General features: G+C 44.1%; 15 protein-coding genes. All 15 read left to right on the top strand.

Annotation, left to right across the window (positions count from 1 at the left end):
- Positions 1-67: 67 nt before the first annotated feature.
- The 15 genes from eutA to secA all read left to right on the top strand — a co-directional run bounded on the left by eutA (position 68) and on the right by secA (position 14,307).
- Positions 68-1,501 carry an ethanolamine ammonia-lyase reactivating factor EutA gene (gene eutA / locus RSK81_RS02705; RefSeq protein ID WP_125410663.1) on the top strand — a complete coding sequence of 478 codons (1,434 nt, stop codon included), beginning with the start codon at positions 68-70 and terminating at the stop codon, positions 1,499-1,501.
- A 31-nt stretch (positions 1,502-1,532) separates the two neighbouring features.
- Entirely contained in the window at positions 1,533-2,903 is a 1,371-nt protein-coding gene (locus RSK81_RS02710; protein ID WP_002907139.1) for an ethanolamine ammonia-lyase subunit EutB, read from the top strand.
- A 16-nt stretch (positions 2,904-2,919) separates the two neighbouring features.
- Positions 2,920-3,864 (top strand): ethanolamine ammonia-lyase subunit EutC, encoded by a 945-nt coding sequence (gene eutC / locus RSK81_RS02715; protein WP_002911854.1) that lies wholly within the window; start codon positions 2,920-2,922, stop codon positions 3,862-3,864.
- Between the two features lie 15 nt (positions 3,865-3,879).
- Complete coding sequence (gene eutL / locus RSK81_RS02720) at positions 3,880-4,533, top strand: ethanolamine utilization microcompartment protein EutL (RefSeq protein ID WP_032913438.1); 654 nt, start codon at positions 3,880-3,882, stop codon at positions 4,531-4,533.
- Positions 4,534-4,548: 15 nt separating this feature from the next.
- Complete coding sequence (locus RSK81_RS02725; RefSeq protein WP_002910480.1) at positions 4,549-5,112, top strand: BMC domain-containing protein; 564 nt, start codon at positions 4,549-4,551, stop codon at positions 5,110-5,112.
- 6 nt (positions 5,113-5,118) lie between these two features.
- Positions 5,119-6,597: an acetaldehyde dehydrogenase (acetylating) gene (locus RSK81_RS02730; RefSeq protein WP_002901059.1), complete on the top strand. Its 1,479-nt coding sequence runs from the start codon at positions 5,119-5,121 to the stop codon at positions 6,595-6,597.
- Between the two features lie 34 nt (positions 6,598-6,631).
- A complete protein-coding gene (gene pduA / locus RSK81_RS02735; protein ID WP_002898203.1) occupies positions 6,632-6,913 on the top strand; it encodes a propanediol utilization microcompartment protein PduA in 282 nt (93 codons plus the stop codon).
- Positions 6,914-6,968: 55 nt separating this feature from the next.
- The gene (gene pduA / locus RSK81_RS02740) at positions 6,969-7,244 is read left to right on the top strand and encodes a propanediol utilization microcompartment protein PduA (RefSeq protein ID WP_002896373.1); all 276 of its coding nucleotides are present in this window, start codon (positions 6,969-6,971) and stop codon (positions 7,242-7,244) included.
- Between the two features lie 196 nt (positions 7,245-7,440).
- Complete coding sequence (locus RSK81_RS02745) at positions 7,441-8,082, top strand: hypothetical protein (protein ID WP_002901058.1); 642 nt, start codon at positions 7,441-7,443, stop codon at positions 8,080-8,082.
- 23 nt (positions 8,083-8,105) lie between these two features.
- Entirely contained in the window at positions 8,106-8,732 is a 627-nt protein-coding gene (gene eutD, locus RSK81_RS02750; RefSeq protein WP_002896361.1) for an ethanolamine utilization phosphate acetyltransferase EutD, read from the top strand.
- A gap of 31 nt (positions 8,733-8,763) precedes the next feature.
- Positions 8,764-9,411, top strand: a complete 648-nt coding sequence (locus RSK81_RS02755) for an ethanolamine utilization protein (protein ID WP_002901057.1) — start codon at positions 8,764-8,766, stop codon at positions 9,409-9,411.
- Positions 9,412-9,425: 14 nt separating this feature from the next.
- Positions 9,426-9,707 carry a EutN/CcmL family microcompartment protein gene (locus tag RSK81_RS02760; RefSeq protein WP_002896356.1) on the top strand — a complete coding sequence of 94 codons (282 nt, stop codon included), beginning with the start codon at positions 9,426-9,428 and terminating at the stop codon, positions 9,705-9,707.
- Positions 9,708-9,723: 16 nt separating this feature from the next.
- Positions 9,724-10,818 carry an ethanolamine utilization protein EutH gene (locus tag RSK81_RS02765; protein ID WP_315687363.1) on the top strand — a complete coding sequence of 365 codons (1,095 nt, stop codon included), beginning with the start codon at positions 9,724-9,726 and terminating at the stop codon, positions 10,816-10,818.
- Positions 10,819-10,835: 17 nt separating this feature from the next.
- Positions 10,836-11,285 carry a cupin domain-containing protein gene (locus tag RSK81_RS02770; RefSeq protein WP_002896350.1) on the top strand — a complete coding sequence of 150 codons (450 nt, stop codon included), beginning with the start codon at positions 10,836-10,838 and terminating at the stop codon, positions 11,283-11,285.
- A 502-nt stretch (positions 11,286-11,787) separates the two neighbouring features.
- The gene (gene secA, locus RSK81_RS02775) at positions 11,788-14,307 is read left to right on the top strand and encodes a preprotein translocase subunit SecA (RefSeq protein WP_125410662.1); all 2,520 of its coding nucleotides are present in this window, start codon (positions 11,788-11,790) and stop codon (positions 14,305-14,307) included.
- Positions 14,308-14,320 lie beyond the last annotated feature (13 nt).

The raw sequence follows: 14,320 nt of genomic DNA on the forward strand, positions 1-14,320 counted from the left end.
TTGAAGAATGTAAATGAACTCTGTTTGTTTGCATTGCTTTGAGCGTCTTTTTTTGGAGGTTTTTAGTATGTCAGATAAAATTTTGAGTGTGGGGCTCGATATCGGGACAGCCACTACACAGCTGATCTTGTCAGAGCTTACCATCGAGAATATTGCTTCTGTGTTTACTATTCCTCGTGTCTATATTACAGATAAAAAAGTTCTTTATAAAAGTGAAATTATCTTCACACCAATTTCGGATCAACTTTTGATCGAGGTAGATAAGATCAAAAACTTTGTTCTGAATGAGTATGCGAAAGCAGGCATTCAGAAAAAAGATATTCAGATGGGAGCAGTCATCATTACTGGTGAGACAGCTCGCAAGGAAAATGCCAGTCAGGTGCTCCAAGCACTGAGTGGCTACGCTGGGGACTTTGTCGTTGCGACGGCTGGGCCAGACCTTGAGAGTATCATCGCTGGTAAAGGGGCCTGCAGCCATCAGTATTCTCAAGAGCATCATACATCAGTCGTCAATATTGATATTGGTGGGGGGACTTCCAATCTGGCGGTCTTCCGAGAAGGAGATGTGATTGATACAGGGTGTTTTGATATCGGAGGTCGGCTGATAAAGATGAATCCGCAGACCCAGCGGATTAGCTATATTGCTCCAAAACTGCAGACTATCATTGCAGAGCAGGGGCTTCAGCTGGCAGTTGGTGAAACAGTCCATCGGGCTGATTTGGATCGGCTGATTCAAGAAATGGTCTCCGTATTAGAACAGTCTGTAGGAATTGACAATCACAGTCCTTACTATGATCTCCTACAGACCAACCACGGTCTCAAGTTGAACTATGATCTCCACTGCGTATCTTTCTCTGGTGGTGTAGCTGATGGAATATACTTGGAGACGACCTCGGCGGATGATTTCCGCTATGGGGATATCGGTATCCTGCTTGGCAGGGCGCTGAGCAAATCCAAGATTTTTGATCAAAAGAAGGTCATCCAGTCAGCTGAGACCATCCGGGCAACCGTTGTTGGAGCGGGCAGCCATACGACTGATGTCAGCGGCAGCACCATTACCTACATCTCTGATATCCTCCCTATTAAGAACATTCCAGTTCTCAAACTGGCTGCTTCTGATGAGCATGAGGATAAGGAGGGGCTGCAGCAGATTATCAAGGACAAGGTGGCCTGGTTCACACTGGAAAATGAAGTCCAGCAGGTGGCTTTGGCAATCAATGGAGAAAAAAGCCCAAGCTTCGCCCGGGTTTTGGAATACGCAGAGGCTATTGTCAAGGGAATGAGCGAAAGCATTGAAAAGAAAATTCCGTTGCTAGTGGTGGTCAGAGAAGATATGGCCAAGGTTCTAGGCCAATGTCTCTTTGCTCAATTGCCTAAGGATTATCCATTTGTCTGCATTGACTCAGTGGATGTTCAAAATGGCGACTATATCGATATTGGTAATCCAGTCATTGAAGGATCGGTCTTACCAATTGTCGTGAAAACATTGGTGTTTAATTAAACTTTTATTTACACTAAGGAGGAAGTAATCCATGATTTTGAAAACAAAATTGTTTGGTCGGCTTTACGAATTTAAATCCGTAAAAGAAGTGCTGGCCAAAGCCAATGAGTACAAATCAGGGGATCAGCTAGCGGGAGTAGCAGCAGAATCTGCCGAAGAGCGCGTTGCTGCTAAGGTTGTACTAGCTCAGCTGAAATTATCTGATTTGTTCAATAATCCAGTAGTTCCTTATGAAGAAGATGAGGTAACACGGATTATCATTGATGATGTCAATCTTCGTACTTACGAAAAGATTAAGAATTGGACAGTAGAAGAGCTGCGTGAATGGATCTTGGATAACAAGACTAAGAACGTAGACATTCAGTGGCTGTCTCGTGGGTTGACTTCTGAAATGGTAGCAGCAGTCGCTAAGTTGATGACCAACTTGGACTTGATTGTCGCTGCCAATAAGATTGTCATTACCAAACATGCCAATACAACGATTGGTATGCCGGGAACCTTCTCTTCTCGTCTTCAACCAAACCATACCACAGATGATCCAGATGGTATCATGGCTTCTACTATGGAAGGTTTTGCTTATGGATGTGGGGATGCTCTCTTAGGATTGAACCCAGTAGATGACTCAGTAGAAAGCACCAAACGGGTCTTGCATAAGTTTAACGACTTCATCGAAGAGTACAAGATTCCAACTCAGCACTGTGTACTGGCTCACGTTACTACTCAGATCGAAGCCATGAATCAAGGTGCTCCGACAGGATTGGTCTTCCAGTCTATCGCCGGATCTGAAAAAGGAAATGAAGCCTTTGGTTTTGATGCTAAAATCATTCAAGAAGCTTGGGATACAGCTCTGAAAGTGGGAACAGCTGCTGGACCGAATGTCATGTACTTTGAAACAGGTCAAGGTTCTGAACTTTCGTCTGACGCTCACCATGGAGCAGACCAAGTGACTATGGAAGCTCGTTGTTATGGTTTCGCTAAACGCTTCGATCCATTCTTGGTAAATACCGTTGTTGGATTCATCGGACCTGAGTATCTCTATGATTCTAAGCAGGTTATCCGTGCTGGTTTGGAAGACCACTTTATGGGCAAACTGACTGGTATCTCAATGGGTTGTGATATCTGCTACACTAACCACATGAAGGCTGACCAAAACGACGCTGAAAATCTCTTGGTTCTTCTCGGAGCAGCCAATGTTAACTACATCATGGCGATTCCTCATGGTGACGATATCATGCTTAACTATCAAACAACTGGTTACCATGAAACAGCAACCATGCGTTCGCTTCTCAATAAACGTCCGATTAAGGAATTTGAAGAGTGGATGGAAAAGATGGGCTTGATGGAAGATGGCCACCTGACAGAAATCGGCGGCGACGGCTCCATCTTTATGAGATCAAATTAGCAAGGAGGAAATCATTGTGGATGAATTGCAATTAAAAGAAATGATTCGCTCATTGTTAAATGAGATGGGCGGTGCCTCAGCTGCTAAAGAAACGGTAGCAACTGAACAAAATAAAGCTGAAAATCCTCCTGTTTCGGAAGAAGCTGAACCTACAGTTTCTCTGCAGGAAGAAGTCAAACAAGACACTTCAGTGATTGAAGATGGCATCATTCCGGATATAACGGAAGTAGATATTCAGGAGCAGTTCTTGGTTCCAAATGCCATCAATGAAGAAGCTTACCGGAAGATTAAGAAATTTACTCCGGCACGTCTGGGTTTATGGCGGGCAGGTGATCGCTACAAGACACAAAGTGTTTTGCGTTTCCGTGCAGACCATGCGGCAGCTCAGGATGCGGTCTTCTCCTATGTCTCAGATGACTTTATCAAGGAAATGGGCTTCATTCCTGTACAGACTAAGGCGACTACTAAAGATGAATACTTGACACGTCCAGATTTTGGCCGGGTCTTCCCAGAAGATCAGCAGGCTATTATCAAGGAAAAATGCAAACCTAATGCTAAAGTTCAGATTGTCGTTGGTGATGGTCTTAGCTCATCAGCTATCGAGGCTAACGTCAAAGACTTTCTGCCAGCTCTGAAGCAAGGTCTGAAAATGTTCGGACTGGACTTTGGTGAGGTACTCTTTATCAAGCATGCTCGGGTGGCGGCTATGGACCAAATCGCAGAGCTGACTGGTGCAGAAGTTATTTGTATGCTGGTTGGTGAGCGTCCAGGTCTGGTAACAGCTGAGTCCATGAGTGCTTATCTGGCTTACAAGCCAACAGTTGGTATGCCGGAAGCGAAACGGACTGTTGTTTCCAATATTCATAAAGGCGGAACACCAGCCGTTGAAGCTGGAGCCTATGTAGCAGAAATCATTAAGAAGATTCTTGATAATAAGAAATCAGGAATTGATTTGAAATAATAGGAGGTAGTGGCTTTGAAAAATGATCGATTAGGTGCAAGTGTATTAAGTGCCCTTCTGATTTCGAACGTGGATGCAGGTTTGGCGGCTTCTTTGGAGCTTAAACCACATCACAGAAGCCTGGGAATTATCACTTCTGACTGTGATGATGTCACTTATGTAGCCTTGGATGAAGCAACTAAGGCAGCAGATGTCGAAGTAGTCTATGCTCGCAGTATGTACGCTGGTGCAGGCAACGCTTCAACTAAGCTGGCTGGTGAAGTCATCGGTATCTTGGCTGGTCCAAACCCAGAAGAAGTTCGCAGCGGTTTGGATGTAGCAGTCTATGAAATCGAAAATGGGGCTAGCTTCTACAGTGCCAATGATGATGACAGCATTCCTTATTTTGCTCATTGTATCTCTCGTGCAGGTTCTTACCTGTCAGAGGGAGCTAATGCAGAAGAAGGAACAGCAATTGCTTACTTGATTGCTCCACCGGGTGAAGCTATGGTGGCACTGGATGCAGCTTTGAAAGCGGCAGATGTGCAAGTTGGGGCCTTCTATGGACCACCGAGCGAAACCAACTTTGCCGGCGGACTTCTAGTCGGATCACAGTCAGCCTGCCGAGCTGCCTGCGACGCATTTGCGAATGCAGTTATCGCAGTAGCAAATGATCCTAAAAGTTATTGATTAGGGGTTGATTAAATGGCAGATAGAGCACTAGGTTTAATTGAAGTAAAAGGTTATCTAGGTGCTGTAGTTGCGGCAGATGCGGCTTTGAAGGCTGCCAATGTATCATTGCTTAATATTGAAACGGTCAAAGCTGGTTTGAATACGGTTCAATTGATAGGCGATGTCAGTGCAGTCCGCTCAGCGGTTGATGCAGCAGTTGAGTTGGTACAGGATAAACCTTACTATCTGGCCAGCCATGTAATTTCTAGGTTGGATAACCAGACAGACCTTCTCTTTGTACCAAAGAGAAACAGTAAAACAGCTAAAAAAGAGATTGCTTCTACGGCGGAAACAATCCCTTCAGAAAAAATCGAAGAAAAGCCTCAGCCTGTAAAGGAAACTAAGGCTGAACCAGCAGAGAAGCTTGAAGGAGAGACAAGGACCTACACCAGAGAAGAACTGGAAAAACTAAAAGTCGTCGAACTACGCAGCCTTGCCTATCATCAAGAAGGTATCCGTCTCAGCAAGAAAGAAATCAAATTTGCCAACAAGAAACTTCTCGTTGAGACTTTGATGGAAACAATAGGAGAGGAGTAATTGCGGATGTTTTTAGAAGATAAAGATTTGGTATCGATTCAGGAAGTAAGGAATTTGATTCGGGATGCAAAGAAAGCCCAAGCAGAACTTGCTAAAATGAGTCAAGAACAAATTGATACCATTGTAAAAGTAGTAGCGAAAGCTTGTTATGATGAGCGTGAACGCCTAGCTAAAATGGCGGCTCAGGAAACTGGCTTTGGCCGCTGGGAAGACAAGGTGTTGAAAAATGCTCTTGCTTCCAAAGGTATTCTTGAAGAAATCAAGGATATGAAAACGGTTGGGGTTCTCAGCGAAGACAAGGAAAAGAAAGTCTTGGAAGTTGGGGTTCCAGTCGGTGTCATTGCTGGCTTGATTCCATCAACCAACCCGACATCAACGGTTATGTATAAGGCTTTGATCGCCTTGAAGGCAGGAAACAGTATCGTCTTCTCTCCTCACCCAAATGCTCTTAAGTGTATTGAGGAAACGGTGGAAATCATCAAGAAAGCTGCTAAATCAGCTGGATGTCCGGATGGAGCTATCAGTGCGATTCATCGGGTATCCATCGCAGCTACAAATGAGTTGATGCGACACAAGGATACAAATCTGATTTTGGCGACTGGTGGAAATGCTATGGTCAAAGCAGCATACTCATCTGGCACACCAGCAATCGGTGTAGGTCCTGGTAATGGTCCAGCCTTCATCGAAAGAACAGCAGATGTGCCAAAAGCAGTTCGTCAGATTTTGGATTCTAAAACTTTTGACAATGGTGTAATTTGTGCATCTGAGCAGTCTATCATCGTCGAAGAAGATATGAAGGAAAAGGTTGTAGCAGAGTTCAAGAAACAAGGTGCTTACTTTGTTCCAGCAGAAGATGCTAAGAAACTAGGCTCCTTCATTATCCAGCCGAGTGGTGCGATGAATCCGAAAATGGTTGGTAAAACACCGCAAGTGATTGCTGAGTTAGCTGGTATTTCAGTTCCAGCAGATGCTCGGGTCTTGATTGCAGAAGAAACAGGCGTCGGCAAGCAGTATCCATATTCTATGGAAAAACTGGCTCCAGTCTTGGGCTTCTATACTGTCAAGGACTGGTTGGAAGCTTGTGAGCTGAGTATTAAGATTTTGCATCACGAAGGTGCAGGCCACACTCTTGCTATTCACAGTCAAAATGAAGAAATTATTCGTGAATTTGCACTGAAAAAACCAGTATCTCGTCTGCTGATTAATACGCCAGCAGCTCTAGGTGGTGTCGGTGCAACGACTGGTCTCTTCCCAGCCTTTACTTTGGGTTGTGGAGCTGTGGGAGGCAGCGCGACATCTGATAATGTCAGCCCGCTCAATCTCTTCAATATCCGTCGTGTAGCTTACGGTACATCAGAACTGTCAGACCTGCGACAAGCAGAAAATATGGCAGTGGAAGAACCAAAAGCAGTAGCAGTTGACGGATCAAACGAAGAAGAACTGGTAACCTTATTGGTTCAACGCGTATTGGAAAAACTAAAATAGTCAATATTAAACATTATAATTGGAGGATACAATCATGGCAAACGCAAATGCATTAGGAATGGTAGAAACAAGAGGACTTGTCGGCGCAATCGAAGCAGCTGATGCAATGGTCAAAGCCGCTAACGTAACTTTAGTTGGTAAAGAACAAGTCGGCGCTGGATTGGTAACAGTCTTGGTTCGTGGTGATGTCGGTGCAGTCAAAGCAGCGACAGATGCTGGAGCAGCTGCAGCTGAAAACGTTGGTGAATTGATTTCAGTTCACGTAATTCCACGTCCACATGCTGAAGTAGAAGTAATCTTGCCTCATCAAGAATAAGATTACAGACTTTCGGATAAAATTAAAAACAAGAAAATAATTGGAGGAAATAAACATGGCAAACGCAAATGCATTAGGAATGGTAGAAACAAAAGGACTCGTCGGCGCAATTGAAGCAGCTGATGCAATGGTCAAAGCCGCTAACGTAACTTTGATTGGTAAAGAACAAGTCGGTGCTGGTTTGGTAACTGTAATGGTTCGTGGTGATGTCGGCGCAGTCAAAGCAGCGACAGATGCTGGAGCAGCTGCAGCTGAAAATGTTGGTGAATTGATTTCAGTTCACGTAATTCCACGTCCACATGCTGAAGTGGAAGTCATTCTGCCCAAATAATCTGGGACAGATAAATATTTGCTGAAAGGGCCTGTATTCTAGTGTTTAGAACTGATATAGGCCCCAGAGGCAAATAGAATACTCAGTGAAAATGAAGCTTATGGGCAGCAGCCCGATACTAGACAGAAATGTTGATTTTCAGAGAGTATCAGATTGATTTTCACAGAGTATCAACGGAGTAGAAGGATGTGAATACATGTCAGTTTTTACAGAAGCTAAGATTAGAAAGCTTTATAGAGAATCCGTTCTCGCTGATAACGGTGTCTTTGAATTAAACAAAGATGAAAAACTGACGCCAGCAGCCAGAGGTTTTCTCAATGATCACCATATTCGAATTATCTGTTCAGGTCAGACCAAAGGGAAAACAGCCTCAGCTGCTGATGCTATCAGGGTGCCGATTACAAACCTTGAGGACTCTGCTGTGTATCCACGACTATTTAGACTGACTAAACTTTATACTTGCTTTTTGAAGAACCAGAGAGAATTGCATCAGGCTTTTCAGGATGAAAAGTGTGAGCAAGTTGGCCAACTATTGAACATAGTAGAACAAATCGTCGGCCATCATATTCTGGATGATATTTCTGATTACCAGACAGACCTGCCTAGCAATGCAGAATTGCAGGCCATTCGGGTCAGTCGCCAGCTCGATCAAGAAACGGTCATGATGAGTTACCAAGAACCGACTTGGCAGCTGAATTGCTATGAAACATATATCGAAACGACCCTCCTGCGCAAAGAATTGGAGCAGGCTGCTGATGGTGACAGAGATCAATTTGCTTGTAAGGTTTCTCAATTATTAAAATCAATTGAAGTCTTGCTCTGGTTGATAGCAAGCTAATAACAAGAGAAAGAAGAACAGCAATGACTTTAGAAAATTTGGTAAATAAAGTAATTGATAAAGTTCAGGAAGAATTGCAGGGGTCATTTGAGGTAGAAGCGAGCGGACGTCATGTCCATTTGAGTCAGGAAGATTTGGAAGCCTTGTTTGGTCCCAACTATCAATTAACAAAAGCAAAAGACCTATCACAGCCAGGCCAGTTCGCTAGTCAAGAAAGGCTGACAGTTGTCGGTCCAAAAGGCGCTTTTCACAATGTGGTTATTCTAGGACCTGTTCGCAAACATTCTCAGGTAGAAGTTTCCCTGACAGACTGTTTGCAGCTGGGCACCAAGGCACCCATTCGCGAAAGTGGCGATATCGAAGGAACACCAGGTGTCATCTTGGCTCATGGAGACAAGGCAGTTTGTCTGGATAAGGGCCTGATAGTAGCTAAGCGTCATGTTCATATGACACCGGAAGATGCTGAACGTCTGAATGTAAAAAATCACGAGATTGTACAAGTCAGAGTAGAAGGTGCTCGTCCGCTGATTTTTGATGATGTGGTTATCCGTGTTAGTCCCAAGTTTGCGACCTATATGCATATCGACTACGATGAAGCCAATGCTTGTGGTTTCAAAAAAGGAACACGCGGACGGATTATCAAGAAATAAGTCGTATGAGCAAATAAAAGGTAGGTAAAGAATGGAAAATCTAGATCATTTAGTAGATTTGATTACAGACCGCCTGATGGAAAAGTTGAAGCAAAAGCCTCAGAAACCCTCAGTATACGTCATTGGAGGCGATAAGATTCCTGACTTATTAGAAGGGGAAGGCTTTCAAGTCGTAAAAGATTCTTGCACAGCAGAGATTGTTGTTGTTGAGACACTTGGTTTTGATGCTTTTCTGAGACTCTCATCCCTTTGCCCTTTAGCGGTGGAGGAAGCAGTCATTTTAAAGAGTCTTTTGAAAGGCAAAAAAGTCCTCGTATCAGACAACGCCTTTGCTATTCAACAGTACAAGCAATCTTCTAAAGTGTACTTGTATCAGGAACTGCAGGGACAGCGAGAAAAGCTGATTCGCTACGGTCTGCAATTTTATAAAGAAGGCCAACTCTTAGCACTCCTAGAAAGTGATCAAGCTGAAGAGCCTCGTCCGGAAGTGAAACGGGCGGTGGCAGAAGAAGTCAGCTCGAAGACTAAGGCTCCGGGCAAGCCGGTTTTGCTGACAGAGAAGAGGCTGAGAGAGATGGGCTTACCTGAAAATGGAAGTTTTAAAATAGAAAAAGGAATGATTGTGACAGCCTTGGCGAGAGATTATCTAAAACGTCAAAAAATAGAAATCATAGAATAAAGGAGTGGGTAGAGATGTTTGTTGGTAAAGTAAAAGGTAGCCTTTGGGCGACTAGAAAAGACGAAAATTTAAATGGTTTGAAATTTTTAGTGGTCGAACGGCAGCTAAATGAACATCAAAGTGACCCAGCTCTGCTTATTGTGGCCGACTGCATCGGTGCAGGCGAAGGAGACCAAGTAATGGTAACCACTGGCAGTTCTGCCCGGATGAGCCTAAATAAGACGAATATCCCTGTGGATATGGTCGTTGTGGCTATCATTGACAAGGTTGACTATCACAGTGATGAAGAATATTAGAAACTAAGGTAATGTTATGAGTATCAATGAAATTATCATTTATATCATGGTGCTATTCATGCTGATCGGTGCAGTGGATAAATGTATCGGTGGCAAACTAGGACTAAGTGAAAAATTTGAAGAAGGAATCATGGCTATGGGAGCTTTGGCTCTGTCTATGGCTGGGATTATGGTAATCGCTCCCCTCTTGGCGGATGTCTTGAAACCAATTGTCGTGCCTTTGTATGGCTTGGTGGGCGCTGACCCGTCTATTTTTGCGACAACCTTCATTGCCAATGATATGGGAGGAGCTCCTCTGGCTCTCAGTCTGGCTCAGGATCCAGCGGTAGGAAATTTTGCTGCCTTTGTACTGGGCTCTATGATGGGGCCAACCATCGTCTTTACGATTCCAGTTGCCTTGGGTATTATCGAAAAAGATGACCGTCCGCTTTTGGCTCGCGGAATCTTATACGGTTTAGTAACTGTTCCGATTGGCTGTCTCCTCGGAGGACTTTTCGTACCAGGTCTGCCTTTTGGAACCTTGGTTGTCAATCTTATCCCGATTATCATTGTATCTGCTCTGATTTTCATAGGATTGCTTTTGGCACCTAATGCCATGATTAAAGGTTTTGAAGTGTTTGGTCAGATTATTGTTATCTTGGCAACGCTTGGTTTGGCCTTTGGTGCAGCTCAGCTCCTGACTGGTAATGAGTGGCTCATCAGCATCTATCCAAAAGGTGCTGATACACTGAAGGAAGCCTTTGAAGTTGTCGGAACGATTGCCGTAACCCTGGCTGGAGCCTTTGGTCTGGTAGCTGTCTTTACCAAGGTAGCCAACAAACCGCTTTCTGCTATCGGAAAATCCCTAGGAATGAACGAAGTTGGTGCAGCTGGTTTGGTAGCTTCTCTAGCTAATAACATTGCCATGTTCCAGATGATGAAGGATATGGACAAACGCGGTAAGATTATTAACGTAGCCTTTGCCGTATCTGCTTCCTTTGTTATCGGAGATCACCTAGGCTTCACAGCCGGTCAAAAACCGGAAATGATTGTGCCGATGATGATTGGTAAATTTGTCGGCGGTATCACAGCGGTATTACTGGCTTTCTTCTTAACGAAGAAGGAAGCTTAGACTTGGAGGTATGAAGTATGGCAGATATTAATCGTTCTGACCTAGAAACATTGGTTCGTAAGATTTTATTGGAAGAATTAGCCACTAAAGATGGTGGGAAAAAAGTCAGCAAGGCAGGCGTAGCTTCTATCGCCCTGCCTGGTCTGGATGTTCGTCCAGAAGATCGCTTGGATACAGGTGATGCGAGCCATCAAGTTTATACACGAGACTTGCTGACCTTAGACGAAAGCCCAAGATTGGGCTTGGGTCTGATGACCATGGAAAAGACAACTTTCCCATGGCATCTGGACTATGATGAAGTGGACTATGTTATTGAAGGGCGTCTTGATATTATCGTTGGTGACGAAGTCATGACAGCTGGCCCTGGCGAAGTACTCTTTATCCCTAAAGGCAGCGACATTCAGTTCTCTGTCAGAGATAAGGCCCGCTTTATCTATGTGACCTATCCGGCTGACTGGCAAGGCTAGTTTGTTGGAGGTTTGAACAATTGGATTCAATAGTTTGATTCCCCACTAAGGGGAAGTGAAATACGGATGGTATCCCCATATAAAAACCAGTGCCTCTGTACTGCACTACAAAAGTTAGACACAAAAATCTAGCTTTTTAGAGTCGGTACACTTTAGGTGCTGGTTTTCGTTTATATAACTTTCAGCCCGTCTAGTTCCATAAGACTCTAGCCAATAAATCACGCCATGCAGGTGCAAATTGAAGATTCTCCTAAAAAATCCAAATGCGATACAATTAAGGTGTTGAAGTTTGCTCAAAACTGAGAGGGGAAAATATAGATTGAAAAGCACATAGTTTATCATGCACAAATTATCCTCTAATCTCCTGTTATATTCCAGTTCTGTAAGCACAGTCTAATGAAGCTTTTTTTGCTTTTTTCATTCTTGAAAGATATAGGAAAACATGCTATAATGAAAAGAACATTCTAAAAATCAGAAAGATTATTATATAGTAAGGAAAAAAATGGCGAATATTTTAAAGACTATCATTGAAAATGATAAAGGTGAATTAAGAAAATTAGAAAAAATGGCTGACAAGGTCTTGGCTTATGAAGACGAAATGGCAGCTTTGTCTGATGAAGAACTTCAGGCAAAAACGGAAGAATTCAAGAAACGCTATGCTGATGGTGAAACTTTAGATCAGCTCTTATTTGAAGCTTTTGCAGTTGTTCGTGAAGGAGCTAAGCGTGTGTTGGGTCTTTTCCCTTATAAGGTACAGGTTATGGGGGGGATCGTTCTCCATCATGGTGACGTTCCAGAGATGCGTACCGGTGAAGGAAAAACCTTGACAGCGACAATGCCAGTTTACCTAAATGCCCTTGCAGGAAAAGGTGTGCATGTTGTCACAGTCAACGAATATCTGACTGAGCGTGATGCGACTGAAATGGGTGAACTCTATTCTTGGCTTGGCCTTTCTGTCGGTATCAATCTGGCAGCTAAGTCTCCATCTGAGAAGAAAGAAGCATATGCTTGCGACATTACCTATTCAACCAATGCTGAGATCGGCTTTGACTACCTGCGTGATAACATGGTAGTCCGCGCTGAAAACATGGTACAGCGCCCACTCAACTATGCCTTGGTCGATGAGGTGGACTCAATCCTGATTGACGAAGCTCGGACACCGCTGATTGTTTCAGGACCGGTTTCTTCAGATACCAACCAGCTTTATCATATGGCTGACCACTATGTCAAATCTCTGGATAAGGACGACTACATCATCGATGTTCAGTCTAAGACGATTGGTCTGTCTGATTCAGGGATTGACAAGGCAGAAAGCTACTTCAAGCTGGACAATCTCTATGATATTGAAAATGTTGCCCTGACTCACTTTATCGACAATGCCCTGCGAGCTAACTACATCATGCTCCTTGACATTGACTATGTGGTTAGTGAAGATCAGGAAATTCTGATTGTCGATCAGTTTACCGGTCGGACAATGGAGGGACGTCGTTACTCCGACGGTCTCCACCAAGCGATTGAAGCCAAAGAAGGTGTGCCGATTCAGGAAGAAACAAAGACTTCTGCTTCTATCACTTATCAGAACCTCTTCCGTATGTATAAGAAGTTGTCCGGCATGACAGGTACAGCTAAGACAGAGGAAGAAGAGTTCCGCGAAACATACAACATTCGTGTTATTCCAATTCCAACTAACCGTCCGGTAGCACGTATTGACCATTCTGACCTGCTCTACCCAAGTATTGATTCTAAGTTTAAGGCAGTTGTTCAGGATGTTAAAGAGCGTCATGAAAAAGGCCAGCCAGTTCTGGTTGGTACCGTTGCGGTTGAAACCAGTGATTATATTTCTAAGAAATTGGTAGAAGCTGGGGTTCCTCACGAAGTTCTTAATGCGAAAAACCACTATAAAGAGGCGCAAATTATCATGAACGCCGGCCAACGTGGAGCGGTTACTATTGCGACCAATATGGCCGGACGGGGAACCGACATCAAGTTGGGTGAAGGTGTTCGCGAATTGGGCGGTCTCTGCGTTATCGGTACAGAACGCCATGAAAGCCGCCGGATTGACAATCAGCTGCGCGGACGTTCAGGCCGTCAGGGTGATCCAGGTGAGTCACAATTCTACCTGTCACTGGAAGATGAGCTGATGCGTCGCTTTGGCTCAGAGCGCATTAAAGCCCTCTTGGATCGGATGAACCTTAGTGACGAAGATTCTGTTATCAAGTCTGGCATGCTGACCCGTCAGGTAGAGGCAGCTCAGAAGCGTGTCGAAGGAAATAACTACGATACGCGGAAACAAGTCTTGCAGTATGATGACGTGATGCGTGAGCAGCGGGAAATTATTTATGCTGAGCGCCACGATGTCATTACTGCTGACCGTGACCTCAGTCCTGAAATCCATGCTATGATTAAACGGACGATCAACCGCATCGTTGATGGAAGCAGCCACTCTGATCAGGATGATAAGATTGAAGCAATTTTAAACTTTGCTAAGTATAACTTGGTTTCAGAAGATTCTATTTCTGATAGCGATTTGGAAGGCAAGTCTGACCAAGAAATCAAAGATTATCTGTTTGAACGTGCATTGGAAGTCTACGACAGTCAGATTGCTAAACTGCGAGACGAAGAAGCTGTACGTGAATTCCAGAAGGTCTTGATTCTGCGCGTGGTGGACAGCAAGTGGACTGATCATATTGACGCCCTTGATCAGCTGCGCAATGCTGTTGGACTGCGCGGTTATGCACAAAATAACCCAGTTGTCGAATATCAAGCAGAGAGTTTCCGCATGTTTAACGACATGATTGGCTCCATTGAATTCGATGTAACTCGTCTGATGATGAAAGCGCAGATTCATGAGCAAGAGCGCCCTCGGACAGAGCGGGCTATCAATACGACAGCTACCCGCAATATCTCTGCCAAGGCGCCAAATATGCCCGAGAATGTAGACCTGTCCAATGTAAAGAGAAACGACCCTTGTCCATGTGGTTCTGGCAAGAAGTTTAAGAACTGTCACGGCCGTAAAAAGTAAACATAAAAGAAGG

The sequence above is a fragment of the Streptococcus sp. DTU_2020_1000888_1_SI_GRL_NUU_041A genome (genome assembly GCF_032387735.1).
Taxonomy (GTDB): Bacteria; Bacillota; Bacilli; order Lactobacillales; family Streptococcaceae; genus Streptococcus; species Streptococcus sanguinis.

Excerpts from the sequence above, each read along its gene's own strand:
- RSK81_RS02760 (WP_002896356.1), top strand. The coding sequence starts at position 9,426 with ATGTTTGTTGGTAAAGTAAAAGGTAGCCTTTGGGCGACTAGAAAAGAC.
- RSK81_RS02755 (WP_002901057.1), top strand. The coding sequence starts at position 8,764 with ATGGAAAATCTAGATCATTTAGTAGATTTGATTACAGACCGCCTGATG.
- eutA (WP_125410663.1), top strand. The coding sequence starts at position 68 with ATGTCAGATAAAATTTTGAGTGTGGGGCTCGATATCGGGACAGCCACT.
- secA (WP_125410662.1), top strand. The coding sequence starts at position 11,788 with ATGGCGAATATTTTAAAGACTATCATTGAAAATGATAAAGGTGAATTA.
- RSK81_RS02725 (WP_002910480.1), top strand. The coding sequence starts at position 4,549 with ATGGCAGATAGAGCACTAGGTTTAATTGAAGTAAAAGGTTATCTAGGT.
- pduA (WP_002896373.1), top strand. The coding sequence starts at position 6,969 with ATGGCAAACGCAAATGCATTAGGAATGGTAGAAACAAAAGGACTCGTC.
- RSK81_RS02730 (WP_002901059.1), top strand. The coding sequence starts at position 5,119 with ATGTTTTTAGAAGATAAAGATTTGGTATCGATTCAGGAAGTAAGGAAT.
- RSK81_RS02710 (WP_002907139.1), top strand. The coding sequence starts at position 1,533 with ATGATTTTGAAAACAAAATTGTTTGGTCGGCTTTACGAATTTAAATCC.
- RSK81_RS02765 (WP_315687363.1), top strand. The coding sequence starts at position 9,724 with ATGAGTATCAATGAAATTATCATTTATATCATGGTGCTATTCATGCTG.
- RSK81_RS02770 (WP_002896350.1), top strand. The coding sequence starts at position 10,836 with ATGGCAGATATTAATCGTTCTGACCTAGAAACATTGGTTCGTAAGATT.
- pduA (WP_002898203.1), top strand. The coding sequence starts at position 6,632 with ATGGCAAACGCAAATGCATTAGGAATGGTAGAAACAAGAGGACTTGTC.
- RSK81_RS02745 (WP_002901058.1), top strand. The coding sequence starts at position 7,441 with ATGTCAGTTTTTACAGAAGCTAAGATTAGAAAGCTTTATAGAGAATCC.
- eutD (WP_002896361.1), top strand. The coding sequence starts at position 8,106 with ATGACTTTAGAAAATTTGGTAAATAAAGTAATTGATAAAGTTCAGGAA.